Source organism: Kitasatospora sp. NPDC090091 (genome assembly GCF_044747365.1).
Lineage (GTDB): Bacteria > Actinomycetota > Actinomycetes > Streptomycetales > Streptomycetaceae > Kitasatospora.
This window is the reverse complement of the sequence record NZ_JBIVDY010000037.1, coordinates 38,310-64,267: the sequence shown is the minus strand read 5'-3', so window position 1 is coordinate 64,267 and position 25,958 is coordinate 38,310. Positions and strand designations below refer to the sequence as shown.

Sequence of the window (25,958 nt, the reverse complement as noted above, 5' to 3'; positions counted from 1 at the left end):
AGACGACACAACACCCCGTCCCTGCCGCCGAAACACCGCCCCTATGCCTGACCAGCGGAAATGCGCCCGTCACTCTCGGAAAGACAACGGCTTCTGACCGGAGCCAAGCCGACCAGCATCACCGGCCCCGCCCTGGTCGCCGACCGCCTGTACGTCGACGGCGACCTGAACCACCGATGAGTGCGGCTCTCCTGCAGTGAGTTGTGGGCTGCCCTTGACCGGGCCCGCACACCAGCAGTGGGTGTGGCGACCCGGGCCCTTCCGACGGATCTCACCGAAACCGGCGGTGCCGTCGGTACGGCCGAAGGGTCCGAACCAGTACCGGGAATCAGGCCGCGACGAGTTCCTGCTCGCGGTCCGGCGTCGTGACCTTGGGCTTCTTGTTCGGCAGCGAGAGCCGGAAGACCTTGCACCACGCGGAGAACACCTGCTTGGGTAGCGGCCCGGTGACGTACTCCAGCTCGTACTTCTCGAACAGCGCGCGCACCTTCACCGCGACTTCGGCGTACCGGTTGCTCGGCAGGTCCGGGAACAGGTGGTGCTCGATCTGGTGTGACAGGTTGCCGGTCATGAAGTGCATGGCCCTGCTGCCGCTGATGTTCGCCGAGCCCATCATCTGGCGCAGGTACCACTGGCCGCGCGTCTCGCCCTTGATCGACTGGCGCTCGAAGACCTGTACACCTTCGGGGAAGTGCCCGCACATGATCACCGAGTGTGACCATATGTTGCGGACCAGGTTCGCGGTGAACGTGGCGGCCAGCGTGGTGAGGAACGACGGGCCCGACAGCAGCGGGTGTATCACGTAGTCCTTGAGCACCTGCTTGCGGATCTTGCGGCCCACGGCCTTGGCCCGCGCGCGGAACTCCGGGTTCTTGCGGCGGGGCTTGTGCAGGTTCTTGCCGAGCTCCAGGTCGTACGCTGCGATGCCGTACTCGAAGAAGCAGGCGTTGACGAAGTTCCACAGCGGCTGGCCGAGGTGGAACGGGTGCCACTTCTGGTCCTCGTCGACGCGCATGATGCCGTAGCCGAGGTCGTTGTCCTTGCCGATCACGTTGGTGTACGTGTGGTGCAGCTCGTTGTGCGAGTGCTTCCACTGCTCGGACGGCGAGACGTGATCCCACTCCCAGGTGGTGGAGTGGATCTTCGGGTCCCGCATCCAGTCCCACTGGCCGTGCAGGACGTTGTGGCCGATCTCCATGTTGTCCATGATCTTCGCCACGGACAGACCGGCGGTGCCGAGCAGCCACGCGGGCGGGAAGATCGAGAACAGCAGCACGCCCCTGCTGGCCAGCTCGAGCTTGCGCTGCGCCGAGATGACCTTGCGGATGTAGGCGGCGTCTTTCTCGCCACGGCTGGCGATCACCTCGTCGCGGATCGCGTCCAGCTCGCGGCCGAGCTCCTCGATCTGCTCCGCGGTCAGGTGGGCGGTGGGGTCGATGGCAGTCAAGGTGCGTCTACCGTCCGATGTCGCAGGGGCCCGCCGCGGCGGACACGCAGGTCTGGATGAGGACGCCCGGCCCGGCCTCGGTGATCTCACCGGTGCGCAGGTCGCGGACGGCGCCCGCCGTGAGCGGCGTGACGCAGCCGAAGCAGATGCCCATGCGGCACCCGGACGGCATGAGAACGCCAGCCTCCTCGCCGACGTCCAGCAACGGCGTGGCACCGTCCGCGTCGACGGTCTTGCCGGTGGCGCCGAACGTGACCTCGCCACCGTCGCCGGCGACGACTACGCGGGGGCGGAACCGTTCGGTGTGCAGACGCTCTTGGACGCCATGCCCGGTCCAGAGCTCCTCTGCGGCGTCGAGCAGGCCCGCGGGCCCGCACGCCCAGGTCTCGCGCTCGGCCCAGTCGGGCACGAGTTCGCCCAGACGCGCGATGTCGAGCATGCCGTCCGTGTCGGTGTGCAGCTCGGTGAGCCGCAGCTTCTTGGCCGCGACCAGGCTGTGCAGGTCGTTGCGGAAGATCACGTCGTGCGGCTGCGGTGCGGAGTGGACCATGACGACGTCGTCGAACTCGATGTCGCGCAGCATGCCCATCGCGGGCGTGATGCCGCTGCCGGCCGTCAGGTAGAGCACCTTGGCGGGCTTGGCCTCCGGCAGCACGAAGTCGCCGGTCGCCTGGTCGAGCTGGATCAGCGTGCCCGGTTGCGCCCTGCGGACCAGGTGGTTGCTGACCTTGCCGCCCGGGATCGCCTTCACGGTGATCGTGATCCGGCCGTCCCGGCGGTTTGTCGGCGAGGTGACCGAGTAGGCACGCCACAGGCGAACCCCATCGACGTCGACCCCGATCCGCACGTACTGACCGGCTGTGTGGCCGCGCCAGCCCCGTCCAGGCCTGATCACGATGGTCGCGGCGTCAGCCGTCTCGGGGTGCACGGCCTCGATGCGCCCCCGAAGGTCGGCGCCCGCACGCAGCGGGCTGACCAGGTCGAGGTAGTCCGCCGGCAGCAGTGGCGTCGTGACCATCTCCAGCAGTTTCCACGCCCTGCTGCGGAGGGCTGCACTCGTCATGACTCCAGCTTGCTGCGCCTCAGGGCGTAAAGTCCTGACCGTAGGACGTAAATCTGGCCGGCTGAATTGTTCGCAAGGAACAAAATCGTGAGCCATGCAATCCGGAGGGCCAGCGAACTGGTCCTGGACGAGACGACGGTCATCGCGCTTCGGGCCGCGCTGACGGCCACCGCTGACGAGGTCGTCCAGGCGATCATCGACGAGGTCCCTCCCTACGCGAACGCCCTTTCGGGCCGCATGGGCGCCACCATCCGCCGAGCCGTCCGCACCGCCCTGGGGCACTACCTGGACCTCGCGAGCGGGAACGCCACGGGCGGCGACGCCGGTGACGCAGCCTACGAGCTGGGCCGCGGCGAGGTGCGCGACGGCCGTTCGATGGACGCCCTGCTCAGCGCCTACCGCGTCGGCGCCCGCGTGGCCTGGCGATGCCTGGCAGCGGGTGCCGTACCCGCAGGTCTGCCCGCCGCCGAGGTCGCCAAGTTCGCCGAGCTGACGTTCGCCTACATTGACGAGCTCTCCGCCGCGAGCGCTGCGGGCCACGCCGACGAACTGGCCGCCCGGGGCAGGGCCCACGAACGCCACCTGGAACACCTGGCCCGCGACCTCCTCACCGGCGCGAGCCCGGACGTGCTGCTGGCCTCTGTTCAACGGGCCGGGTGGCAGCCTCCGGTTTCGCTGACCGCGGTCCTGCTGCCCGCCGCCCAGGCCCGGCCTGCCTACCGCGCGCTCGACCCGGGCACCCTCGTCCTCGACGATCTGCCGGACGCCACCGGTGTGCTGCTCGTCCCCGATGCAGACCGATCACATCTCTTGCGGCAGCTGACCGACCGCACCGCCGTGGTCGGCCCGGCCCGGCCATGGACTCGTGCGTCCGCCTCGTACGCACGAGCCGTACGCGCGCGCTCCCTCTCTTCTGATATTCGCGACACCGAGGACCACCTGCCCGAGCTGGTGCTGAGCGCCGACGTGGACGCGTTCGCAGACCTGCGTGCCCGAGCCCTCGCACCGTTGCGGGCCTTGCCTGTCGCGACCGCACGGCGGCTGGAGGAGACGTTGCGGGCGTGGCTGCTGCACCAGGGCAGGCGGGACGAGGTGGCGGCGGCGTTGTTCGTCCATCCCCAGACCGTCCGGTACCGGATGTCGCAGCTGCGGGAGCTATTTCCGGATCTCGCATCGCCGCACCGGGTCCTCGAACTGACGCTGGCGGTCGGTCTCCGGGTGGGCTGACGTGTTCGACGGTTGCGTCCTGGGAAGTGGTGTACGGGTTCCGCCCGTTCCGGGGGTTTCGTCCCGGTAGCGGATGTCGCCCGAGAACATGAGACGGCCACCGGTTGCAGTACGGTCTCGGGTTCACTCCGGGTCCGGCGGGCCCTGTTGCCGCTCCAGGTGCGTCAGGCTTCCGGCGCGATCCCGTTGATCACGCGGTCGAGGAGGCGATCGAAAACCGCTTGGGGGTTCTGGTTGCCACCTGGTGCGGTCAGGGCCTGGGCCAGATGCGCATAGTTGCCGCTGGCGACGGCGGAGCGGAGGTAGCGGGTCTGGGCGTCGAAGACCTCGCCGGGGGTCCGCCCCGCTGCTTCGATCGCGCGCTCCTGGGCGAGTTCGTACGACATGTGGCTGGCCACGAACCCGGTGAGGAGGCTGAAAGTCTCCAGTCGCGCCTGGGCGTCCAGGCCAGTGGGGGTCATCACGGCGAGCGCGTAGTCCAGGACGGCGAGGGTGTTCGGGCCGAGGGTCTGCCGGGCCGGGAGCGCGGCGGGAAGCCACGGATGACGCCGCATGATGGCGCGTTGCTCGTGGGCGATCCGCCGGAGGTCTGAGCGCCAGTCGCCGGAGGGCTCGACCGGCAACCGGTGGTCACCGCTCACTTCGTCGATCATCAGCTCCAGCAGCGTCTCCTTGTTGGGGACGTAGCTGTACAGGGACATGGTCCCGGTGCCGAGCCGGGCCGCGACCGCGCGCATCGTGACGGCGGCGAGCCCTTCGGTATCGGCGATGGCAACGGCGGCCGCGGTGATCTCGGCACGGCTGCGAGCGGGCGGCCTGCCCCGTCGCGGGCGTTCAGCCGCCAACCAGAGCGCCTCCGGATCCACCCGGCTGGCGCTGCCTGATGAGGCTGCCGAATCTGCGCGGGCCATGGTGACACCTCCCTCGTCCTGACGGTCAATCCAAGCATGAGCTATTCTCGTACATTGTACGGGAACTTAGAGGCCTCCCCATCCCAGAAACGAGGCACCGCAACGATGCCCACGCGCCGCCCATCCGCGAAGAAGCCGCCCCTGAGCACCAGGGCCCTGCGACGGTCCATGCGGGGGTTGCCTCCCAAGCTGCACGACATCGCCTACGAACCCGGCCTCGTCGTACCCGCAGCCGACGGCAGCCCACTGCTGACCGACCACTACTTCCCACTGGACCAAGGGGACTTCCCCACACTGCTGGTGCGCTCGCCCTATGGCCGGGGCTTCCCCTGGGCGCCGATGTACGGCGTGCTCCTCGCCGAGCAGGGCTTCCACGTCGTCCTGCAGAGCTGCCGCGGCACCGGCGGCTCCGGCGGCGACTTCCACCTCTGGCGCAACGAGGCCGGCGACGGCCAGGCCACCGTCGCCTGGCTGCGCGAACAGCCCTGGTTCTCGGGTGCACTGGGGACCATCGGCCCCAGCTATCTCGGCTACGTCCAGTGGGCCCTCGCCGTGGATCCGCCCCCGGAACTGCGTGCGATGGTGGTCCAGATCGGCATGCACGACCTGCACGGCTTCTTCTACCGCGGCGGCGCTTTCGCTCTGGAGAACGCGCTCGTCGCCACCACCGCCCTCACCACACAGCACCGGGGCGTACCGAGCTTCCTCCGAGCCGCCCTGCGGCTGCAGCGCCACCTGCGAAGGGCTACCGGCGGCCTTCCCCTCGCAGAGGCGTACCGGCCGGCTCTCGGCGGCCCGGTACCGTTCCTCGACGAGGTCATGGCGCACCCCGATCCCGAGGACATCCATGGGACGGCGCGGACGTGGGGGCCGCGGCCGACGGCCTGAGGGTGCCGACCGCCCTGATAGGCGGCTGGCACGACGTGAATCTCGACCAGACCTTGCAGCAGTACGAGCGGCTGCGGCGCGCCGGCTGTGAGACGGCCCTGCTCGTCGGCCCATGGTCGCATCAGTCGGCACTCCAGCAAGGCTGGCCCGAGGTCTTCGCCAAGAGCCTCGCCTGGCTGCGGGCCCACTTGTGCGACGACCCGTCCGTTCTGCCACCGAGCAGGGTTCGCGTCCACCTCGGAGGCCGGCGCGCCTGGCAGGACCTGCCCGACTGGCCACCGGCCCGTCCGGGCCGGCACTGGTACATCGGCACTGGCGGCACCTTGGGCTCCCGCGAGCCGAAGGACGCGATCGAGCCGATGTCCTTTCGCTACGACCCGGCCGATCCGACTCCTTCTCTCGGCGGCGCCCTGGTCGGCGGGAAGGCCGCCCAGACGGACAACCGCCCTCTGGAGAACCGAAAGGACGTGCTGACCTTCACGACGGTGCCGCTCTCCGAACCGGTCACCATCCTTGGACCGGTGAGCGCGATCCTGCGAATCAGTACGGACACCGGGCGCGCCGATGTGTTCGCCCGACTCTGCGACGTCGATCCCCAGGACCACTCAACCAACGTTTGCGACGGCCTGCGACGGCTCCAAGCCGACGATGAGGCCTCGGCCACCCTGACCGTGGCCATGAGCTCCACCGCCTACCGATTTCCCGCCGGACACCGGATCCGACTGCAGATCAGCGGTGGAGCCCACCCGCGCTTCGCCCGCAACACCGGGATGGGCGAGCCCACGGCAACGGCCACTCGCCTCGCACCAGTTCGGATCTCGCTCCACCACCCATCAGTGCTGGCACTCCCCGTCGCGGACGAGACTGCCAACTAGTACTCCAGCCGGACTTCTCCATTTCCGCTGGTCAACGGCCTGGGAGTGGGGAGTGTAGCGGGCGGAGGGTCTGTCAGGGGCGGTCTTCATGAGGCCGCCCCTCGATCGTGTGCAGGCGGCGTTGGTAGTGGCAACGCCGGGGCAGGCTCCGGCCGTGATCAATGAGTTGGAAACCCAGCTGTGGGACCGTGAACTCGAGAACCTCCTCCTCCGCGTCGGCGTTCACTTTGGCCGTGTGGAGCCGCGCCGTCGGATGCGCGACTACGTCCGTGGCCTGCTCGGCCCGGTCGGCCGCAAGAACGGCTGGCAGCTGGCCGAATACGCCGGGCACGCCACCCCCGACGGCCTCCAGCACCTGCTCGCCAGGGCCCGCTGGGACGCGGACGAGATCCGCGACGAGCTCCAGTACTACGTCGCCGAACGCCTCGGCGAGGACGACGGTGTCCTGATCATCGACGACACCGGCTTCATCAAGAAAGGCACCACCTCCGCCGGCGTGCAACGCCAGTACTCCGGAACCGCCGGCCGTACCGAGAACTGCCAGATCGGGGTCTTCACCGCCTACGCCTCCGCACGCGGCCGAGCCCTGGTAGACCGCGAGCTCTACCTCCCCAAGTCCTGGACCGAGGACCGGGACCGCTGCCGCGCCGCGAAGATCCCCGACGAACAGGACTTCCGCACCAAGGGCAGCCTCGCCAAGGCCCTGATCCTGCGTGCCCTGGCGTCCCCGCTGCCCGTCGGCTGGGTCACCGCCGACTCCGCCTACGGCCAGGAAGGGCGCTTCCGTCGACTGCTGGAGCAGTCCGGCGTCGGCTACGTCCTGGCGGTGCCCAAGTCCCAGTTCAGCGTGGGCTGTCCACGCATCGACTGGCTGTTCGCCCAGGCCCCGGCCGAGGCCTGGCAGCGGATCTCCTGCGGAGACGGCGCCAAAGGACCGCGCGTCTACGACTGGGCGGCCATCCAACTGCCCGCGGTGGCGGAGTTCGACTACCAGGGCGAGGACCTGGTCCGCCGGCGATGGGCGCTGGCACGTTTTCCAGCAGGCACCATGGTGCTCATGGGCGATGGCAGATCCCGGCCAATCGAGACCCTGCATGCGGGTGACCGCGTTCGTGCGACGGATCCTGTCACGGGTGCCACCGGCTCACGCGAAGTGACCGCGACCATCCTCACCCCGGATGACCGCGACTTCACCGAACGGCGGCGATGTGGATGCGGGATCACCTGGACGGGCTCTTCACAGACGGCGACTTCGAGGAGTGGTATCCCGCTGACGGGCGCCGGGGCCTGTCGCCGGCGCGGCTGGCGCTGGTGTCGGTGCCGCAGTACGCGGAGAACCTCACCGACCGGCAGGCCGCCGAGGCCGTCCGGTGTCGTCTGGACTGGAAATTACTGCCTGGGGCTGGAGTTGGACGATCCGGGCTTCGATTTCTCGGTGCTGAGTGAGTTCCGTGACCGGATGGCCGAGGGCGACCGCGCGGACCGGCTGCTGGCGGTGATGGTGGACCGGCTGGCGGAGGCGGGCCTGGTCAAACGGCGCGGGCGGCAGCGCACCGACTCCACCCACGTCCTGGCGTCGGTGCGTCGCCTGGACCGGATCGAACTCGTCGGTGAGACCCTCCGGGCGGCCCTGGAGCAGTTGACCGCGGCCGACGAGGACTGGGTGTCCGCCCTGGTCACCGACGGGTGGGCCCGGCGCTACGGCCGGCCGGTGCGCTATGAGCGGTTGCCACGGGAGACGAAGGAACGCGAGCAGTACGCGGTCACGGTCGGTGAGGACGGCATGCTCCTGTTCCGCGCCCTCCTCGCCGCTGACGCCCCGGCCCGGCTCCGGCAGTTGCCGCAGGTGGAGGTGCTGCGGCAGGTCTGGGTCCAGCAGTACTGGTACGACGAGGAAGGCGCTCTGCGCTGGCGCGGGCCCAAGCAGACCCGCGACCGGCTGAGCCGACGCCACAGCCCTCGGCGCTCGATGTCCGCGGCGGCTGCCGGCGGGAGTCCCGACCCGGCTACTGCCACCGTTCCGTGGGCGTCGGCGGAGATCGTCTCTCCGCACGACCCGCAGGCCCGCTTCAGTCACAAGCCCGGCAAGGCCGAATAGGTCGGCTACAAGGATCACCAGACCGAGACGTGCGACCCCGGCCTGCCGAACGTGATCGTGCACGTGGCCACCACGCCGGCACCCGAGCAGGACATCGACACCCTGGAACAGATCCACGCCGACCTCGCAGCACGCGACCTGGCGCCGGCGGAGCACCTGGTCGATGGTGGCTACACCAGCCCCGCCACCATCCACCGGGCCAGGAACGAGTACGGGATCGATCTGGCCGGCCCCGTCCGACTCGCGCCCACGGCACGGGCCCTTCCGGGCTTCAACAAGGAGGACTTCCAGCCCAACTGGGAGGAGAAAGCGCTCACATGCCCCAACGGCGCCACCAGTCCGCCCTGGAAGCCGACACTCGCCGACGGCCGGCCACGCCTGTCCGTACTCTTCCCCCGTGCCACCTGCCGGGCCTGCGAGGACCGCCCCAAGTGCACCGGGAACGTCGATGGCAAGGGCCGCCACATCCTGCTTCTGCCACAGCCCCTGCAGGAGATCCAGAACCGCGTCCGGAAGGAGCAGAACACCCGACCCTGGCAGGACCGGTACGCCATGAGGGCCGGCTGCGAGGCGACCGTCTCCGAGACCGTGCACGCCCACGGTCTGCGCAACTGCCGCTACCGAGGCACAGCGAAGACCCATGTCCAGCACGTCCTCACCGCGGCCGGAACCAACATCATCCGCCTCAGCCGGCACCGCCCTGGCGATGGATCAGCCGACCACCTGGCGAGCCCGACCACCCGGTTCCGCCACCTGTGTCAGCAACTGAGCGAAGAGACTCGAATCCGACATTCCTGAAGATCACCAACAGCATCCGGAAGTTGAGCCAGAACCCCTAGAAGTGAACAAAGCCAGTCCGCAGGATCGGGCCAGGCCGGAGCGTGGTGGCATCCTTCGTGTACGTGGGCGCGGCGGTACGGTACGGCACGCCACTGACAACCGGCCCTGGAGTTCGCATGAGGTCAGCGAGCATCGGGTGGAGCTGCTCCAGCGAGGGGCCCGCCCACCGGGCCGGCCCCGATGGCCAAGGAGCCGGAGGCTGTGGTGAGGCTTCTGCCTGCTGCCCCTCGGCTACCGTCCAGGAAGGGCGTTGCAGCACGGGCGGGTTCTCCCGGTTGAGTTCGGATGACGTGCAGGCGGTCCCGGAACCCGGCGGGCAGGTCAGAGGCAGTACACGGCCCGTAGTCCCTGTTTGACGAGCGTGGCCCTGGTGGTGTCCTCCAGATATGTGTCCGCGCAGTCGAGGAAGTCGTTCCAGGCGGTGAGGGCGCCGTCGACGTCGTCCTGGCGGAGTCGGACGGTCCCGAGGTCGGCGAGGACGATGGCGCGGGTCCGTCGGCGGTCGAGGCCGTGGATGTCGAGTGCGTGGTGGAGGTGGTCCTGTGCGCTCGCGTGGTCGCCGAGCCGGGCCAGGATCATGCCGGCTTCGTGGGCCCAGCGGCCGATGCTGTAGTGCGAGGCCCAGGAGTCGCCGGGTGTGCCGGTGGCGCGTTCGATGGAGGTCTGTGAGGTGGCGAGGGGAGCGGGTGGCCGTGAGCCGGTCGCCGTCGAGGGCGGCGGCGACGTGCAACCTTTGCGGCGGTGCGGGGGTGAGTAGGGCGGAGCGACGGTTCGGTGGGGCCGTCGCGCGGACCGCGGAGAGGAATGGGATGACCACGAGTGCAATACCCGTACCGGTGGAGGGTCGGTCCCGGCCGACTGCCGGAGCGGACTCGGGGCCGGGGGCCGAACCGGCGGCCGGCGGCGGCCCCGGCGTGCGGGAGCTCGGCTTCGAGGGGTTCGCCGCCACGCGCTGGCGGCGGCTGGTGCGCACCGCCTACCTGCTGACGGGCGACCACTACGAGGCCGAGGACGTGGTGCAGGCGACCCTGGCGAAGGTGTTCCGGGGCTGGTCCCGGATCAGCCGGCTGGAAGAGCCGGACGCCTACGTCCACCGCGCCCTGGTGAACAACAACCTGAGCCGTCACCGGCGGCGCCGGGTCAGGCACCTGCTCGTGCCCGTCCTCCCCGAGCGGGCGAACACCGAGGGCATCGGCCACCGCGACGTCGAGGAGCGCTCGGTGCTGCTCCAGGCGCTGGCGGAACTGCCGCCGCGCCAGCGGGCCGTCGTCGTCCTGCGCTACTGGGAGGACATGAGTGAGCACCAGGTCGCCGAGGTGCTCGGCTGCTCGGCGGGCAATGTGAAGAGCCAGGCCAGTCGGGGCCTGGCGAAACTGCGCGGCCACCCGGCGTTGGCTCCGTACGCGGTGGGGACCGGTTCGACGATCGAGGGCACGGACGGAGGCGACAGGTGATGGGCATCGAGGACATGGTGCGGGGTGCGCTGCGGGAGGAGGCGGACCGGCTCGCAGTGGGGGGCTGGTCCGCCGGGGCCGTGCAGGTCCATGTGCGACGGCAGCGGCGGGGCCGCCGCCTGGCGCTGGGGGTGTCCGCCGTGGCGGCCGCGCTCGCGGTGGTGGCCGGTACGGGGGCGGTCCTGTCCGTGCAGGACGGGGCCCGCACCGTGGCGCCGGCCTCGCAGCCCCTGCTGGCACCGGTGGGTCCGGCGCCCGAGGCTGTGGTCGTGGAGCCAGGCCAGCAGCTGTCGCTGGGCCGCGAGGACTGGTGGATGCAGCTGAGGGACCAGGAGATCTGCATCCACGACCCCGTCGCGTACAAGGACAGCCAAGGGTGCGGCGGGTACTCCTGGGCGTCGGGCGAGACCCAGATCACCATGCAGTACCTCGGGTCGTCCCCGCAGTACCGGGAGGGTCTGTACAACCTCGTTTACCAGGGGCCCGGGCGGGTGGCCGCGATGGCCATCGAGCTGGACGGCCAGGCGCACTGGGCCACCGTCGCCTCGCTTTCCGGCGACCCGGGTTTCGCCAGCGGCGTCTTCTGGGGGCCCGCGCTCAAGGGGTCCAGCGGCGGGGGCGGCTACCCGCCGGGGGGCATCCGGCTCGCCGCGTACGACGCACAGGGGAGGGTGCTGGCGAGCAGGACGCTGTCGTCCTGAACGGCCGTCGGCCGCGACGGGTCCTGGTCAGCACCAGCACCACGCCGTCGCACCCGTACCGGGGCTCCTGCACCCCGATCCCGGTCCCGACCCCCTGGGGCGGCGGCCCCAGCGACGATGGGGACAACAACGGCCCGACGCCCCCCTAGAGTCCACACCCCCACCCGCCGCAGCACCCGCACCTCAGGGTGCCCCCGCCCCGGACTACGGCCTGGCTGCCCGCCAGGAACACGACCTGCAGAGGATGCTCGAGAAGGACCGTCTCGACAGCGTCCTTAGAAGCCGTTGTCTTTCCGGTCTTGATGGCTGTGTTTCCGCTGGTCGGGCATAGGGTCGACGGTCCCGTGGCAGGGGTGACGTGTCATGTCGTCGCTCGGGTGGAGGTCGGGGATGCCGTCGGTCGTGGGGCTGCTGGAACAGCGTGAGCTCACTGCTCGTCGTCGTGTGGACGAGCTGCGGGGGGAGGCTGACCGTATCCACGCCGAGTTGGTCGTGGCCGAGCGGGAGTGGAACGAGTGGGTCATCGCCCGCTCGCGCGTGGGCGAGGTGCTGGCCCCGGACGACGACGCCGTCGAGTCCGAGGGCCGGCGCCATCCCGAGGGGCAGGCGGTTCGTTCCGAGCCGGCGGTTGCGGCGAAGCCGAAGTCCGTGGTGCCTCTGTGGCCTGCGGGGCTGGCCTGGTCGGCGCTGTCGGAGGACTACCAGCGCATCCTGCATGCGCTCGCGAACCGGAACCGTCTCGGACAGGGCCCGCTGGCGTGCCAGGAGATGGCCGCCTGCTTCGGCTTGGACCCGGTGCCGGGGAAGGTGGAAGCGTTGCGGTCGAAGGCGAAGCGGCTGGTGGCCCGAGGCTGGCTGGTTGAGTCGGCGCCAGGTAGGTTCACGCTTGCGAAGGACGTGGCCGGGCAAGGCGGCGGGTCATGAGCGTCGTCATCGACCAGTAGATCATCGCCTCCGCGCTGCTGGTGGAGCGTTCGAAATCGCGCACGAGGCGGCGGCTTTGCATCAGGTGGGCGAAGAACCGCTCGACGATCCACCTCTTCGGGAGTACGACGAAGCCGCGCATGTCGTCGCTGCGTTTGACGATGGCGAGCACCAGGGCGAGGACGGCGAGGCTGTGCTCGACGAGGCTGCCGGTGTAGCCGCCGTCGGCCCAGACCAGGGCCAGCAGGTGGTTCCCGGCCACGACCTGGGCGAGTAGGACCTGGGCGGCGGTCCGGTCGCCGATGTCCGCGGCGGTGACCATCACGCCAAGGAGCAGGCCGAGGGTGTCAACGACGACGTGTCGTTTGCGGCCGTTGATCAGTTTGCCGCCGTCGAAGCCGCGGCTGTCGGTTCCGACAACGGCGTCCGCCTTGACCGACTGGGAGTCGATCACGCCGGCGCTCGGCTCCGGGTCCCGCCCGGCCTGCTCGCGGACCTTGCGTCGGAGCCGGTCGTGGAACTCTCGGGCCAAGCCATGGTCGCGCCAGCGCCGGAAGAACGAGTAGACCCGGTCCCAGGGTGGGAAGTCGCCAGGAATGGCCCGCCACTTCGTGCCGTTGTCGACCAGGTAGCGGATCGCGTCCAGTAGCGCGCGATGGCAGTAAGCCTCCGGCTGGCCGCCCCGACCGCGTAGCCAGCCCGGCACCGGCAGCAGCGGCCGGACGACCGCCCACTCGGCGTCGGTCATGTCGGTTGGGTAGCGTCGCACACGTTCCCCATGGTTGGCAGCGTTCCCGAACCTGTGCGCGAGGCAATCACACTGTCGGGCAACCGAGTTGGACGCACTCGACGTAGGCACGGAAGACTGTGGCACCAGGGCCTCCTGTTGCGCGTGGACTTCGACACCCACGAGCTGTGCAGGAGGCCCTGCTCTCATGCGCGAACGGCCGCAAGATCACCCGAGCGAGGCCATCGCCTGCTCAGAACATGCCGTTCTGGTTGCGTGCCTCGTCGGGGATCTGCTGCATGACGTCCCAATGTTCGGCGATCCGGCCGTCCTCCAGGCGGAAGATGTCGACGATCGCCGTCCCGGGGCCGCCCGGCACCCGGATGCCGTGGACGTGGGCGATCACGTGGTCGCCCTCGGCAAAGATCCGCTTCACCTCGGCGCGGAGATGAGGGAAGTCCACCTTGAGGGTTTCGACGAACTCCCGGAAGCCCTCCAATCCATCGGCGATCCGGGGATTGTGCTGGATGTAGCGGTGACTGAGCAGCTTCGAGGCCGCGTTGTGGTCCTTGTCGTTGATCGCGGCCTGGTAGAAGGCCAGGACGGTCTGCTTGTTCTCTTCGAGTCGTGCGCTGGGCAAGGCTCCCCCTCATGAGTGAACAGCTGTAGCGCTACGACTGTAGGGCAACGGATGTGCAGATACAATCGATCACTGTGGATGCCAAGTCACCGAGCAAGCAACAGCAGCGCGGGCGCAATCCCCGTGGCCAGGGCGAACGTCTCCGAGAGGAGGTCGTCGCTGCCACTCTCCGCATGCTCGACGAGCTCGGCGACGACCAGGCCCTGTCTCTCAGGGCCGTCGCCCGGGAGATCAACGTCGCCGCGACGTCGGTGTACCTGCACTTTCCCGACCGCGATGCACTCGTGCTGGCCGCGCTGGAGCGCTGCCACCAGGACCTGATGCTCGCCGTGCAGCAGGCAGAGCTCGCCGAGGACGGCCCGGTCGCCCAACTGCGTGCCCGGACCCTCGTCCTCGGCGCCTGGGCACACGACCACCCGGGGCTCTACAAGGTGCTGCACGAAAGCACCCTCAACCAGCGCACGGACATGCGCTTCAAGGAAGAACTCGGACGTACGACCACGGCCGCAGTCCAAAGGTGCATGGACGCCGGCCTGGTCCCAATGGACGACGCCTCTACGGTGGCCTTCGACCTACGCGCCGCCGTGCACGGCGCTGTGTCCATGCGGGTCAACCAGCCCGACCACCACTGGCCCCCGCTTGAAGACCAGGTCGACCGCTTCCTTCGCAAGCTCGTAGGCACGTCACCGACCCCAGTCGACGAAACAACTGGCGCATAGTCAGCTTCCCTAGGCCAGCGGGCGAGCTACGAAGTCCCGAACCCCATCGGGGCCCCGCCGTTCCCGCCCACCGAGATCACCCGAACGGGTCTCCTGGCTCGAACCGCTGCCCACCATGATCGGTCAGACAACAGCCACTTAGGGCAGCGGCCTGGTGTCCGGGGGAAATGCGCGAGCCGCCACTCGTGCAGGAACGTCACGGTGGCCGCGCCGCCAGCGCCCGCCGGCGAAGGGTGCTCGGCGGGTTCGTCCTCGGCCTGGGCGACCTTGCGGGCTTCCAGCACGACCGCATCCGCCGTTAGGGCTCCGGCCCGCAGAGCCATCGCGAGGCCGGCAACCAGGTGCTCGTGCGAGACGTGGCGGGCCAGCAGCAGTACCTCGATCAAGGCCCGGGTGCCCTCGGCGTCGCCGTGTGCCCGGACCGCAGCGGCCCACCAGGCGTCGTGGACCGGGGTGATCTTGCCCGCCGAGCGGGCCTGGTCGAGCGCGGTCGCGCCGGGGAAGGCTCCCGGCTTGCGGACCAGGGCCTCCAGGTAGTGGTCCAGCTCCAGTCGGCAGCCGCCCTTCGCGATCAGACGCTCGTGCCGGGCGGCTTCCACGTTCCGGTCGTAAACCACCAGGTGAGAAGCGTGGAGCACTACCCGGACCCGCTTGCCGATCAGCCGGACCGGCACCGAGTACCGGTTCGTGCGGACCGCGATCTGGCTGTAGCGGTCGACCCTCGGAGTGTAGAGCCGGCCCGTCTCGAACGGCTCGTCAGGCAACGGCATTAGCAGCGGTCGCTCGACCTGGAAGTACTCGTCGATCGTCCGCGGCCGCGAACCGATCCGGCGCCGCCCGTCACGCAGGTCCCACTGATCGACGAGCTCGTTCAGCTCAGCCAGCGGAGTCCACCTCGGGCACCGGCGTGAAGTGGTTGCGGCGGAAGTAGCCGATCTGCCCCTCCACCCCGCCCTTCTCGTGGGCGCCCTCGATGCCAGGCCGGCAGTAGAGCTCTCGATCCCGAACCTCCGCGGGTTCGTGAAGACTGAAGGTGGTTCAGCGTGAGCCCAAGTGTTCGGTGCAGCCATTTCCAGGATGGATCCGTGGGTTCAGAGGGTCACGCTGGGTCGGCTTCGAGAGCTGGCGCGCGGAACCCTGTAGCGGATGAGGCCGGCGGGAAAACCGGTCGACAGGAGACCTGCGACGCACTGTGATGAGCCCAACTGCCTGCCGCACGGGCCGGCCGACTCCAGGAGCTGATCTTGGCAACCGAGAGAACTGCGGACATCCGCCCCGCGATCGATGCCGCACTGGTCAGGCGCCTGGTCGATACGCAGTTCCCACAGTGGGCCGGTCTGCCGTTGGAGTTGCTTGACCCGGCTGGCTCGGACCATGTGATCTACCGGTTGGGCGAGGAGCTGTCCGTCCGGCTGCCCCGCCATGCCAGCGCCATCGGGCAGGCACGGAAGGAGTTCGAGTGGCTGCCGCGGCTCGCCCCGCACTTGCCACTGGCCGTCCCCGTGCCAGTGGGGGTGGGGGAGCCCGGCTTTGGTTATCCGTGGCCGTGGGCGGTCTCCTGCTGGCTGGACGGCGAGGTGGCGACGGTCGAGACACTGGCCGATTCGTCCGAAGCCGCCGTCGAACTGGCCAGGTTCCTGACCGCTCTCCAGCGGTTCGAGCCCGGGGAGACTCGGATCCTGGGCGCCCGCGAGGATCTCACCGTCCGGCCGCTGGTCGCACGGGATCGGGCAACGCGGGCCGCCATCGCGGAGGTCGACGGCTCCTTCGACACTGCGGCCATGACCGAGCTGTGGGAAGCGGCGATCAGCGCCCCCGGATGGGATGGTCCTGCGGTCTGGTTCCACGGCGACTTTCACACCGGCAACCTGCTGACCGTCGACGGCCGTCTCAGCGCGGTCATCGACTTCGGCGGGCTCGGCATCGGCGACCCGGCCTGCGACCTGGTGATCGCCTTCACCCTGATGTCGGCGGGGAGCCGGGCCGCCTTCCGCGCCGCGCTCGGCGTGGACGACGCCACCTGGATCCGGGGCCGCGGCTGGGCGCTGGCCACGGCCCTGAACGCCTACACCTACTACGCTGCCGTCAACCCCCGGGTCGCCGCGCAGACCACCCGTCAGATCACCGAGGCCCTCATCGGCTAGGAGCTGTTCAAGGTTCGGATCTTGTGGTTGAGGTCAGGGACTTCAACCACAGGATTGATCCGCGAAGGTGCAGGCCGGCGGTGTAGCTTTCGGGGCTCTTGTCGCATCGGGTGGCCAGTCCGCGCCAGGTCTTGATCTTCTGGAAGCACCGCTCCACGTGGTTGCGCTGTTTGTAGCGGTCCGGGTCGCAGGTGACGGGCCGGCCACCGGCGGAGCCCTTGCGTTTGCGGTTCGCCGCCTGGTCAGACTTCTCCGGGATCACCGTTGTGATCCCGCGTCTGCGCAGGTAGGCCCGGTTGGCCTTCGAGGAGTAGGCCCGGTCCGCGGCCACCGCGTTCGGCCGGGTGCGTGGCCTGCCGATCGGGCCGCGGACCCTGACCTTGTCCAACACCGTCTGGAACTGCGGACAGTCCGCTGCCTGGCCCGGGGTCAGTACGAACGCCAGCGGCAGGCCCGCGGAATCGACAGCGGCATGGATCTTGCTGCTCAGCCCGCCGCGGGACCGGCCGAGTCCGGCCGCCTTGGCCCGGGCCTTGCGCCGACGCCGTGCCTGGGAACGAACCCGGGCCGAGTCGGGCGCGTCGTCCGGTGCCGTTGTCGCATCACCCGCAGCACGGCCTGCTGTTGCGGCAGCGGGGACCCCTTTTCCTCGGTCAGAGCCTGCTCGAGTGCGTCCAGGGTCTCCCCGGCGACCGCAAGACCGGACGACTCGTGATGAGCCCGGACGATCGTGGAGTCCACGCTGACCACTGCCAGTCCGACCTGCCCGCGCGAGGCGGCTTCCGCGATCAACGCATCCATCAGGATCCCACTTCTGGAGGCGGTACCGCCGGTGCGGGGCAAACGTGGTCGACCCCGGCGCCGCCCGGATGTGCTGCTTGCCGACCGCGGGTACGACCACGACAAGTACCGTCGCCTGGTCTGGGACCTCGGGGTGAAGCCGATGATCGCCCGCCGGGGCACCGAGCATGGTTCTGGCCTGGGAACCCAACGCTGGTTCGTCGAGCGCGCCTTCGCCCATCTTCACTGGTTCCGCCGCCTGCGGATTCTCTGGGAGGTCCGCGACGACATCCACGAAGCCTTCCTCACTCTCGGATGCGCACTCATCCGCTGGCGCCGGCTGGCGGAAGCTCAGCACCGCCACTCATGGACACCCCATGAGGATTCGAGGACCTCGCTCGGCCACTCCTGCCGTACCTGCCCAAGCAGCGTCCGCTGTTCGTCGATCCAGCCCTCTTCGAGGCACAGCGGGATGAACACGGAGACGCACGAACTACCCAGGTCCTCCACACGGACAGTGACCGTCTCGTGCTCTGCGTTGTACGGCTGGATCCTGATCTCGGGGCCGTGGTCGTCGTCCTTCCAACAGATGTCCTGACCTGCGGCAAGTCGGTCCAGAGCGCGAGCCCAGCTCTCCAGGTCGGAAGGCGACAGGGCCGCGGCCACCCGACCGCTGACGAAGCTGCTTGTGACGAGGACCTCCGCGTCGAGCAGGTCATGAAGATGCAGCACACCCGGCGACCTGCGCCCCAACACGCGCACTCGGAGGCTGTTGTCGCCATCCGCGAGGCTGATCAGTTCCACCGTGCACCTCCTGCTTGCCCGCCCACACCTGTCAGGGCTCATGGTGCTGAACCAGATCTCCAGGCACAACCAGGTTGCCTGACGTCATTCTGTTAGGGGTTCTGAGGGCCGTGCAGCACACCGGCCCCCGTCGGGGACGGGGGCCGGTGTGCGGACGGCTACGGGCACTGCTCGTCGATCTTGTACTGGAGCGCCTTCGGGTAGTCGTGCCGGCTGAGCCGGACGCGGGCCAGGATCGGCGCGTGGTTGATGTCGTTGCCGGCATCGGCGATGTCCGTCAGGAGCGCGTCGAGCTCGGCGTGGGTGGTGAGCTCGAACCCGTGCATCCGGTCCTTGTCCGTGCCGAACACCTCGGCCAGCTTCTCGTACCGCCACGGGTGCAGCACGTTGTAGAAGTCGGCCCCGTTGGACGGCTTCTCCTTGTAGTAGCAGGGGCTGACCAGCATCTGTTCGATGCCGTAGAAGCCCTCGTTGTCCAGGACGAAGACCACCGGCCGCAGGTGGTGGCGCACCTGGGTGGACAGCTCCTGGCAGATCTCCTGGAACGAGCCGTCCCCGACGAACACCATCGGCCGCTTCATCGGCTGCTGCCGGCCCAGCGCCACGCCGGTGGCCGCGCCGACCGAGTAGCCGATGGACAGCCAGCTGTTCTGGGCGAGGAAGCCGGCCCGCTCGGTGATCCTCAGGTTCATCGAGCCGAGCAGCGCGAACGCCGCGTCCGAGACCACCGTGAACGGCGAGGGGCTCTCCGGGTCACCCCCGGTCGCCCGGTGCTCGAGGAAGTGGTTGACGTGCTCGAAGAAGCTGTCGTACGTCAGCTCCGCCGGGTACTCGTCGGAGCTCAGCGAGTCCAGGAAGGCGGTCGTGCTGGCCGGGACGTCCAGGCCCGCGGCGTGGGCCAGCGCGAAGTGGTCGGCCGGGAAGGTCTGCGCGCCCAGCCCTTCGCGCAGGGCCGGGATGAACCGGCCGAGTTGGACCTCGGGGAAGTACTTGGCGCCGACGCTGACGCCGCCCCGGGCCGCCACGATCCAGTCGTCGCCGATCGACTGCTCGCCGCCGAGGTTCTTGGAGGTGGACCAGGTGCCCAGGCCGATCCGGCACCCGGCGTTCTTGAAGGTCTGCCGGATCTCCGGCAGGCTCGCCCTGCCGTTGTAGACGCCGGCGAACAGCGGGTGCCGTTCGGAGACCACGGACTTCGCGCCGACCGTGGTGCAGAACTGCATCCGGGTGAGCTGGACGAAGTCCAGCAGCTCGTCCTCCAGCCGCTGGCGCACGAGTTCCTCGCCGGCCCAGACGATCGGTGTGCCGAACTTCCTGATCAGCTCCACCGCCGCGGTGACCGCCTTGTCCAGCATCTCCTGGTTCCGCTGGGTGAACGGCCGCTCGTGAGCGCGGAGTTCGCCCTGCGGGGGCGCGCACGGCGCGTGCCAGAGGTCCTCCATGACCTCCAGGTAGACGGGCTTGCGCTCGGTCAGGCACGCCGTGATCGCGCTGTCGATCTGCGAGGGCGCGAGCCCCGGGTTGGAGAGCACCTGCGCGTCCACCGTGACCTGGCGGTAGACGTCGAGGTTGCTCTCCCGGCGCGGGCTCATGTGCGAGGTGAGCAGGCCGACGGCCTGCTGGTTGAGCCACTGCTCGTAGGAGGGCGCCGCATTGATCGCGATCAGCGGCACGTCCTCGACGTAGGCGCCGCCGACGGCGTTGAGCACGCTGAACGCGCCCACCCCGTACGTCACCGCGACGGCGCCGACGCCGAGTTCGCCCTTCTCAAGGTCGGCGTCGGCGGCCCGCACCCGGGCGTAGGCGTCCGCGGCGTAGCCGCCGCCCATCTCGGTCGGGGTGCCGACCCAGCGCACCGCGGTGGTCTCGTGCATGATCGTCAGGAACGGGCCGAGGAAGTCGCCCGGCACCCCGAACAGGTGCCGGATGCCCAGCTGCTCCAGCCTGGTGGCCAGATAGCGGGCCACCGTCCATTCGTCGCTGCCGCTCATCGGCTCAGCTCCTCCTGCCGGCTCTCCCGGCGGACCTGCACCTCGGGCCGGATCTCCCGCTCCGCGGGGGGCGGCGGCGGGGGCGCCTCGTGCACGGCGATGGCCGCCCGGACGGCGGTCTCCACCGCGCCCTCGATCCAGGCGTGCTTGAGCGAGACGTGCTCGCCGGCGAAGTGCACCGGACCCTCCGGCTTGACCACGTCGAGGTGGAAGCTGGTCATCTGGTGCGGGGTGTACACCGCCGCCTCGCCGAAGGCGTACGGGTCGCGCAGCCAGCTCTGGGTCTTGCCGTAGCCGGTGTAGAACACCTCGATCCGCCGCCCGTGCACCGACTGGAGGTTGCGCAGCGCGTAGACGTACCGCTCGTCGTCCTCCATGGAGTCCCAGCGCACCGCGTCGTCCGACCAGCTGTAGCTGGCCAGCACGACACCGCCGCCCTCGCCGTCGGGCACCGGGTGCGAGGGGTAGTACATGAAGCGGTTGGGGTTGTCGGTGGTCGAGCCGCCGCCGAAGCAGTCGGTGGCGGGGCGCACGCTCGCCCGCAGCAGCGGGGTGTTCTGGTAGACGTCCCGCTGGCCCTGGCTGATGCGGTGCTCGTCCACGCTCCGGTGCGCGCCGAGCAGCACGTCCGGCAGGTTGCGCGGAGGCCGGTGGCCGTTGTGGGCGGCGGCCACCGCCGCCTCGGCGTCGTCCTCGCCGGCCCGCTGGTAGTACTCGTACAGGCCGGGGGCGATGGAGTCGAGTTCGGCCTTCCAGTCCGCCTCGGTGAACTCCCACCAGCGGCGGGAGAACTCCAGCAGCACCTTGGTGGCCTGGTCGTAGTGGGTCTCGATGATCGCCCGGCGCTTCTTGTAGGAGAACGGGGGCGTCACCTGGACGAACCGCAGGGCGGAGAACGGGACCGTGACGATCGCGAAGTCGCCCTTCCAGACGGTGGGTTCGGCCTCCGGGTCGTCCTCGGGGACGGTCCGGACGGCGACCTGCGGCCCGATCGGGCCGACGTCGCGGGCGCCTCCGCCGTCCCGGCGGGGGTCCCAGTACTCCATCCGGATCATCCGCTCGCCCATCCGCAGCTCGTCCCGGAGCTCCGCGGCGAGTACGTCGGGCAGCTTCCAGCTGCCGCCCGCGATCTCCCAGTAGGTGGCCTTGGGGTCGATGTCGCTGCGGCCCAGGAAGGTGTGGAAGAAGGCCAGGTGCAGCCGCGAGGTCATGTTCTCGATGGTGCCGATCGCCTCGATGGCCTCGTCGCTGAAGCCCGCGTACTCGCGCAGGAAGCGGCCCATCGAGTAGCCGTCGAAGTCGCGGATCACCCGGGCCCAGCCGTCCAGCCACTCGGCGAACGGCTTGTTCACCCGCTTGCCGTCCTTGATCACCGAGTAGTAGTCGCGGACCGGCTCCAGCGCCTGGTTGACCATGTCGGCCGCGGTGATCCGCACCTCGTCGCCGGTGAGGTGGAAGCCCTCGTTGATGCAGCTCGGGTCGGCGGTGTACTCCTTGCGGCGGGCCTGGATCCGGTTGGTGCGGATCCACGAGTTGAAGCGCTTGGCCGGCTCGCGGAAGTCCGGGCTGTCCGCGCCGTACTTCCAGACCTTGCCGGGCTCGAAGGACTCGTAGACCACCGGCGGGACCGGCGCGTTCTGGTTGCCGGTGTCCGGGTCGACGTCGACGTTGAAGAACAGCTGCCGCTGCAGGCCGAGGCTGTCGACCAGGGCCAGCGTGAGCGGGTGGAAGCTGGGCAGCCGCATCGCCCCCGCCTCCGCGTACTGCTCCGGGTCGTAGAACGGTGTGTCGGCGTCGTCGTCGGCGGCGCGGAAGGTCTTGATCCGCCCGCCCACCCGGCTGGCGTTGGCCTCCAGGATGGTGACGTTGTGCCCGGCGTCCTTGAGCAGCTTCCCGGCGACCAGGCCCGCGATGCCCGCGCCGACGATCAGCACGTCCTTGGGCTGGTCCGTCTCCGGGATGCCGTCCTTGATCAGGACGTCGAGGTAGCGCAGCTTCTGGTCCTTGCCGTCCGGGCCGACGAGCAGCAGCTCGCGCGCCAGCTGTTGGCAGGTCTGCCAGCGGGCGCGGTCGTTGGCCGTGCCCTCGATGACGGGGTTCTCCATGGTGTGTCTCCTCGCGGCGTGCGGCGGTCAGGACCCGACCGGCTTGTTGGGGAGGTCCTTGCCCTCGGCGAGGAGGCGCAGGGTGCTGATCGAGGGGGTGAAGGCGTAGAGCGCGCCCGTGGTGCGGACGAAACGCTTCATGTCGACGGTGCCGGAGGTGCCGTCCGCAAGGCCGATCTCGGCCTTGCCGGCGAGGCCGATGACCTTGTCCGGGCCGTTGGGGACGTGCGGGGCGCCCGTCGGGTCCCCGGGAGGGAAGTTCGGGTCGTTGGCCCAGTGCTGCTGGAGCAGCTCGAACTGCATCTCCAGCGAGGTGCCGTAGCAGACGAACATCAGCCCGCGGTCCTTGCCGTCGTCCGCGCCGCCCTGGAACGCCGGGCCGTACGGAATGCCCCGGCGCATCAGCCGGTGGCTCTTGGGCTTGTTGTCGCCGATGCCGGCGAAGGCGCGCGGGTGGGTGCGGCGGATGTGCGCGACCCAGGGGGTGTGCTGGCCGATCGGGTCGTTCTTGTAGTCGAAGTCGTTGCGGTCGGAGCCGAGACCGGTGAGGGCACCGGTCGGCGGGGCGAGCGGCGTGCCGTCCTTGGCGCGGCCGACCAGGCAGGCGCCGAGCCGGTTGGGGTCCATCGTCCCGGTGAAGTTCTCGACGCCCTTCACCACGGCCTTGTTCCAGCCCGCGACGTCCTGGCGCAGCCGGCGCACCACCTGGAGCGAGCCGTTCTTCATCCAGGCGGGCGCCTTGCGGTCGCCCGCCTCGCTCTTGTGGCCGAAGACGAACTCGCCGGGTTCGATCAGCTCGGTCCCGGCGTGGTTGTCGCGGAAGCCCTTGTTGTCCGGGTCCTCCCGGTGGAAGTCCTTCACGCCGGGCTGGGAGATGCCGTCCTTGTAGCCGAAGTGCTCGTGCCCCTTGAGCGGGCCGGTCAGGGTGCGGCCCTGGTCCACGTGGACGCGGGTGATCTGGTGCGCGTTCTCGACCGCGTCGAGGTTCTTCAGCTTCTCCTTCAGCAGCTCCTCGGTGTCGGCGGCGACGATGAGGACGGCGTGCACGGCCTTGTCGCCGGTGCCGGCACCGAACAGCCAGTGCTTGGGGTCGCTCTCGTCGGCGTCCCCGAGGGCCTCGGCCCGCGCGGCCGCGCCCGCGGAGAAGGCCGGGAAGCCGCTGAGGTCCTTCTTGACCTGGTCGGGGTTGCTGGCGACGGTCACCAGGCCCTCGAAGGTGAGCGAGACCCCGCAGCGGACGGTGGTGAGGGCGGGGTCGCGGCCGAAGGCCCGGCGGGCCAGTGAGTACTGCTCGTTGAAGTCCTCGGTCTCGTTGGTCGTCGCGACGGTGTTGAGGATCGCGGAGAGCCAGCCGCGGCCCTTGGCGGCGTCCGGGAAGTGCAGGTAGCGGAAGTCCGTGAAGTCCTTGTTGAACGCCGCCAGGATGTTGCCCTGGATGTCGGTGTTCGTGCGCAGCTTCGGCTGGGGCAACTGCTCGATGGACGGCACGGTGGTGGGACGGGTGGGGGTGGTGGTCACGCTCGGGCTCCTCGCGGTGGGCAGCAGGCAGGAACTGTCACGAGACGTGACAGCAGCAATACCCAACGTAGCTTCGCCGTCGAGAGCGCTGTCAACCGGAGGTCAGCCTCCCGACGGGCTCACCGAGCGTCACGGGGGAGTTCGAGTGACGGCCTGCGCATGCGGTGCGGTCCCGCCGCCGGCGCCGGATCCGGAGGGCCCGTGGCGGCCCGGCTCCGGTGGCGGCGGGGCCGCGGCCGCTCCCGTCAGCCGCGCCGGGAGACCGCGACGCCGGCCAGGCAGAGGGCGCCGCCCGCCAGGGTCAGTACCCCGGGCGCCTCGCCCAGCACCGTCCACGCCATCAGCACCACCAGGGCCGGGACGGAGTACGTCGTCGCGCCCATCCGGCCCGCCGTCGTGCGGGAGAGCGCGTACGCCCAGGTGGTGAACGCCAGCGCGGTCGGGAACAGGCCCAGGTACACCACGTTCAGGGTCGCGGACAGCGGAGCGTCCGCCAGGTCCGAGACCAGCTGCGGTGCGAACGGCAGGCAGGCCACCGCGCCGATCAGGCAGCCGAAGGTCGTCGCCTGGAGCGGCGTGGCGTGCCGCAGGGCCGGCTTCTGGCTCACCACGCCCCCCGCGTACACCGCCGCCGCCAGCAGGCAGAGCAGGATGCCGAGCACCGAGCTGCCGCCCCCGCCCGACATGGAGAAGCCCACCACGACCGCCCCGCCGAGCGAGACGGCCATCCCGGCCAGCAGCTTGGGCGGGAATCCCTCGTTGAGCAGCCGGCCGCCCAGCAGCGCGATCAGCACCGGCCCGATGCCGACCAGCATGGCGGCCGTGCCGGCGTCGACCTGCTTTTCACCCCAGTTCAGCGCGACCATGTAGAGCCCGAACCAGAGCACGCCCGAGGCGGCGATCCCCGGCCAGGCCGCCCGCGGCGGCAGCCCCTCCCGCCGGTACACCAGCAGGGCGAGCAGGGCCACCGCCCCCACCAGCAGTCGGCCGAGCGCGAGCGCCCCGGGCCCGAAGTGCGCACCGGCGCTGCGGATCGCCACGAACGCGGACGCCCAGAGCAACACCGTCGTGGAAGCGGCCGCCAGTGTCTTGCCGTCGATTCGGGACGTGCCCGCCACAGAGAGATCCATGCCGGTGAACCTATGCCCTGCAGGCTTCGGTCCCCACCGAAATATCGCGGGCGGCCCGCCGGTCCCGCCGGGCACGCAGCCCGGCCGCCTCGCCCCGCCGTCTCACCCGGACGTTCGCGCCCGCCGGACCGTCAGCATGTCCTGGGTGTGGCCGATGACGTAGCCGCCGTCCGGCCGGGCGAAGTGCCGCCGAACGTAGGCCGCCAGCTCGCCGCGGTCCGGCAGCGGGTCCATGGTGGCCAGGTCGGCCACGTTCACCATGAACTCGGCGACGTCCACCGCTTCGTCGAGGCGGTCGGTCCGGTAGTGGAGGTCGAGCGTCTCCAGCGCGTACTCGTGCGCCGGCTCGCGCTCGCGCAGGCTGTCGGCCAGCGGCCGCAGGTCGTAGCGGACGCCGGTGAAGTGCGCGGCCATCCGCATGCAGGGGCTCTCCGGGTTCTGGAGCACCACCAGGAGAGTCCCGCCGGGCGCCGTCCAGCCCAGGACCCGGCCGACCATCGGCAGCCACTCCTCGGCCGGCACGTAGTACAGCACGTGCGAGAGGTGGACGAGGTCCGCCGGCTCGGGCGGCTGCGCACGGTCGATCGGCTCGGGCAGCACCAGCGCCTCGGGGCAGGCCGTGCGGAGCTTCTCGCGCATCGCCGCGCTGGGTTCGACGGCCACCGTGCGCTCGAAGTGGCGCGCCAGGTGCGCGGTGGTCCGGCCCTCGCCCGCGCCCACGTCCAGCAGCACCCCGCGGTGCTCCAGCCCGGCGACGACCTCGCTCAGCCGGGCGTGGGTGAGCGGCTTCTCGTCGGTCCCGGCGAGGAACAGCTCGAAGGCCCGGCGGTACGCGGGGCCGGAGACGTCCAGCACCTGCACCGGGCCGGAATCCACAGTCCCTGCTGCCATGGGAAAGCCCCCTCGTCGACGGTCCGCACTGCCTGGCCATTCCAGCGCGAACCGGCGCGTCCGCCGTGCAGTGACGTTCCT

Annotated in this window: 21 protein-coding genes and 4 pseudogenes; 11 read left to right on the top strand and 14 right to left on the bottom strand. The window is 70.0% G+C overall.

Features of this window, described 5'->3' with window-relative positions; translation table 11 throughout:
- Positions 1-328: 328 nt before the first annotated feature.
- Entirely contained in the window at positions 329-1,447 is a 1,119-nt protein-coding gene (locus ACIPSC_RS37660) for a fatty acid desaturase family protein (RefSeq protein ID WP_400834430.1), read from the bottom strand.
- Positions 1,448-1,454: 7 nt separating this feature from the next.
- The gene (locus ACIPSC_RS37655) at positions 1,455-2,510 is read right to left on the bottom strand and encodes a ferredoxin reductase (protein WP_400834427.1); all 1,056 of its coding nucleotides are present in this window, start codon (positions 2,508-2,510) and stop codon (positions 1,455-1,457) included.
- Positions 2,511-2,597: 87 nt separating this feature from the next.
- Here ACIPSC_RS37655 and ACIPSC_RS37650 point away from each other — a divergent pair, with 87 nt between their 5' ends.
- Positions 2,598-3,737: a PucR family transcriptional regulator gene (locus ACIPSC_RS37650; RefSeq protein WP_400834424.1), complete on the top strand. Its 1,140-nt coding sequence runs from the start codon at positions 2,598-2,600 to the stop codon at positions 3,735-3,737.
- A 164-nt stretch (positions 3,738-3,901) separates the two neighbouring features.
- Here the strand turns inward: ACIPSC_RS37650 and ACIPSC_RS37645 are convergent, their stop codons facing one another.
- The gene (locus tag ACIPSC_RS37645) at positions 3,902-4,648 is read right to left on the bottom strand and encodes a TetR/AcrR family transcriptional regulator (RefSeq protein ID WP_400834421.1); all 747 of its coding nucleotides are present in this window, start codon (positions 4,646-4,648) and stop codon (positions 3,902-3,904) included.
- 105 nt (positions 4,649-4,753) lie between these two features.
- On the opposite strand from ACIPSC_RS37645, the pseudogene ACIPSC_RS37640 reads away from it, so the two are divergent.
- From ACIPSC_RS37640 to ACIPSC_RS37625, 4 genes and pseudogenes are all read left to right on the top strand, one after another.
- Positions 4,754-6,411, top strand: a pseudogene (locus ACIPSC_RS37640) (CocE/NonD family hydrolase).
- 88 nt (positions 6,412-6,499) lie between these two features.
- Positions 6,500-7,405 (top strand): annotated as a pseudogene (locus tag ACIPSC_RS37635) (IS701 family transposase); the annotation flags it as partial.
- A 212-nt stretch (positions 7,406-7,617) separates the two neighbouring features.
- Positions 7,618-7,857, top strand: coding sequence for a transposase (locus ACIPSC_RS37630; protein ID WP_400834439.1), 240 nt, complete (start codon positions 7,618-7,620; stop codon positions 7,855-7,857).
- Positions 7,858-8,572: 715 nt separating this feature from the next.
- Positions 8,573-9,307 carry a transposase gene (locus tag ACIPSC_RS37625; protein WP_400834418.1) on the top strand — a complete coding sequence of 245 codons (735 nt, stop codon included), beginning with the start codon at positions 8,573-8,575 and terminating at the stop codon, positions 9,305-9,307.
- 432 nt (positions 9,308-9,739) lie between these two features.
- Here the strand turns inward: ACIPSC_RS37625 and ACIPSC_RS37620 are convergent.
- Positions 9,740-10,070: pseudogene (locus ACIPSC_RS37620) on the bottom strand (tetratricopeptide repeat protein); the annotation flags it as partial.
- 88 nt (positions 10,071-10,158) lie between these two features.
- Here ACIPSC_RS37620 and ACIPSC_RS37615 point away from each other — a divergent pair.
- The 3 genes from ACIPSC_RS37615 to ACIPSC_RS37605 all read left to right on the top strand — a co-directional run bounded on the left by ACIPSC_RS37615 (position 10,159) and on the right by ACIPSC_RS37605 (position 12,428).
- The gene (locus ACIPSC_RS37615) at positions 10,159-10,803 is read left to right on the top strand and encodes a SigE family RNA polymerase sigma factor (protein WP_400834415.1); all 645 of its coding nucleotides are present in this window, start codon (positions 10,159-10,161) and stop codon (positions 10,801-10,803) included.
- A complete protein-coding gene (locus ACIPSC_RS37610) occupies positions 10,803-11,504 on the top strand; it encodes a hypothetical protein (protein WP_400834412.1) in 702 nt (233 codons plus the stop codon). The genes ACIPSC_RS37615 and ACIPSC_RS37610 overlap by 1 nt, the downstream gene beginning before the upstream one ends.
- 390 nt (positions 11,505-11,894) lie before the next feature.
- Positions 11,895-12,428: a hypothetical protein gene (locus ACIPSC_RS37605; protein ID WP_400834409.1), complete on the top strand. Its 534-nt coding sequence runs from the start codon at positions 11,895-11,897 to the stop codon at positions 12,426-12,428.
- Here the strand turns inward: ACIPSC_RS37605 and ACIPSC_RS37600 are convergent.
- The gene (locus ACIPSC_RS37600) at positions 12,385-13,176 is read right to left on the bottom strand and encodes an IS5 family transposase (protein ID WP_400834406.1); all 792 of its coding nucleotides are present in this window, start codon (positions 13,174-13,176) and stop codon (positions 12,385-12,387) included. The two genes, ACIPSC_RS37605 and ACIPSC_RS37600, sit on opposite strands and share 44 nt — an antisense overlap.
- A gap of 232 nt (positions 13,177-13,408) precedes the next feature.
- Complete coding sequence (locus ACIPSC_RS37595) at positions 13,409-13,795, bottom strand: ester cyclase (protein ID WP_400834403.1); 387 nt, start codon at positions 13,793-13,795, stop codon at positions 13,409-13,411.
- 173 nt (positions 13,796-13,968) lie between these two features.
- On the opposite strand from ACIPSC_RS37595, the gene ACIPSC_RS37590 reads away from it, so the two are divergent.
- On the top strand, positions 13,969-14,514 hold the full coding sequence (locus ACIPSC_RS37590) for a TetR/AcrR family transcriptional regulator (protein WP_400834400.1): 546 nt from the start codon (positions 13,969-13,971) through the stop codon (positions 14,512-14,514).
- A gap of 26 nt (positions 14,515-14,540) precedes the next feature.
- Here ACIPSC_RS37590 and ACIPSC_RS37585 read toward each other — a convergent pair whose 3' ends face one another.
- Positions 14,541-15,278, bottom strand: a complete 738-nt coding sequence (locus ACIPSC_RS37585) for a Mu transposase domain-containing protein (protein WP_400834397.1) — start codon at positions 15,276-15,278, stop codon at positions 14,541-14,543.
- Positions 15,279-15,758: 480 nt separating this feature from the next.
- Here ACIPSC_RS37585 and ACIPSC_RS37580 point away from each other — a divergent pair, with 480 nt between their 5' ends.
- Positions 15,759-16,658, top strand: a complete 900-nt coding sequence (locus ACIPSC_RS37580) for an aminoglycoside phosphotransferase family protein (RefSeq protein WP_400834394.1) — start codon at positions 15,759-15,761, stop codon at positions 16,656-16,658.
- Between the two features lie 7 nt (positions 16,659-16,665).
- On the opposite strand, the gene ACIPSC_RS37575 is transcribed toward ACIPSC_RS37580, so the two are convergent.
- Positions 16,666-17,559, bottom strand: coding sequence for an IS5 family transposase (locus ACIPSC_RS37575; RefSeq protein WP_400834436.1), 894 nt, complete (start codon positions 17,557-17,559; stop codon positions 16,666-16,668).
- Between ACIPSC_RS37575 and ACIPSC_RS37570 the strand changes: the two are divergent.
- Positions 17,464-17,781: pseudogene (locus ACIPSC_RS37570) on the top strand (transposase); the annotation flags it as partial. The gene ACIPSC_RS37575 and the pseudogene ACIPSC_RS37570 sit on opposite strands and share 96 nt — an antisense overlap.
- Positions 17,782-17,789: 8 nt before the next feature.
- Here ACIPSC_RS37570 and ACIPSC_RS37565 read toward each other — a convergent pair.
- The 6 genes from ACIPSC_RS37565 to ACIPSC_RS37540 form a co-directional block, all read right to left on the bottom strand.
- Positions 17,790-18,242 (bottom strand): DUF5959 family protein, encoded by a 453-nt coding sequence (locus ACIPSC_RS37565; protein ID WP_400834391.1) that lies wholly within the window; start codon positions 18,240-18,242, stop codon positions 17,790-17,792.
- A gap of 158 nt (positions 18,243-18,400) precedes the next feature.
- Positions 18,401-20,233, bottom strand: a complete 1,833-nt coding sequence (locus ACIPSC_RS37560) for an alpha-keto acid decarboxylase family protein (RefSeq protein WP_400834388.1) — start codon at positions 20,231-20,233, stop codon at positions 18,401-18,403.
- A complete protein-coding gene (locus ACIPSC_RS37555) occupies positions 20,230-22,338 on the bottom strand; it encodes a flavin monoamine oxidase family protein (protein WP_400834386.1) in 2,109 nt (702 codons plus the stop codon). Before ACIPSC_RS37555 ends, ACIPSC_RS37560 begins: the two co-directional genes overlap by 4 nt.
- Positions 22,339-22,365: 27 nt before the next feature.
- Complete coding sequence (locus ACIPSC_RS37550; protein WP_400834383.1) at positions 22,366-23,856, bottom strand: Dyp-type peroxidase; 1,491 nt, start codon at positions 23,854-23,856, stop codon at positions 22,366-22,368.
- Between the two features lie 245 nt (positions 23,857-24,101).
- Positions 24,102-24,986: a DMT family transporter gene (locus ACIPSC_RS37545; protein WP_400834380.1), complete on the bottom strand. Its 885-nt coding sequence runs from the start codon at positions 24,984-24,986 to the stop codon at positions 24,102-24,104.
- Between the two features lie 102 nt (positions 24,987-25,088).
- Positions 25,089-25,877: a class I SAM-dependent methyltransferase gene (locus ACIPSC_RS37540; RefSeq protein WP_400834378.1), complete on the bottom strand. Its 789-nt coding sequence runs from the start codon at positions 25,875-25,877 to the stop codon at positions 25,089-25,091.
- Between the last annotated feature and the right edge of the window lie 81 nt (positions 25,878-25,958).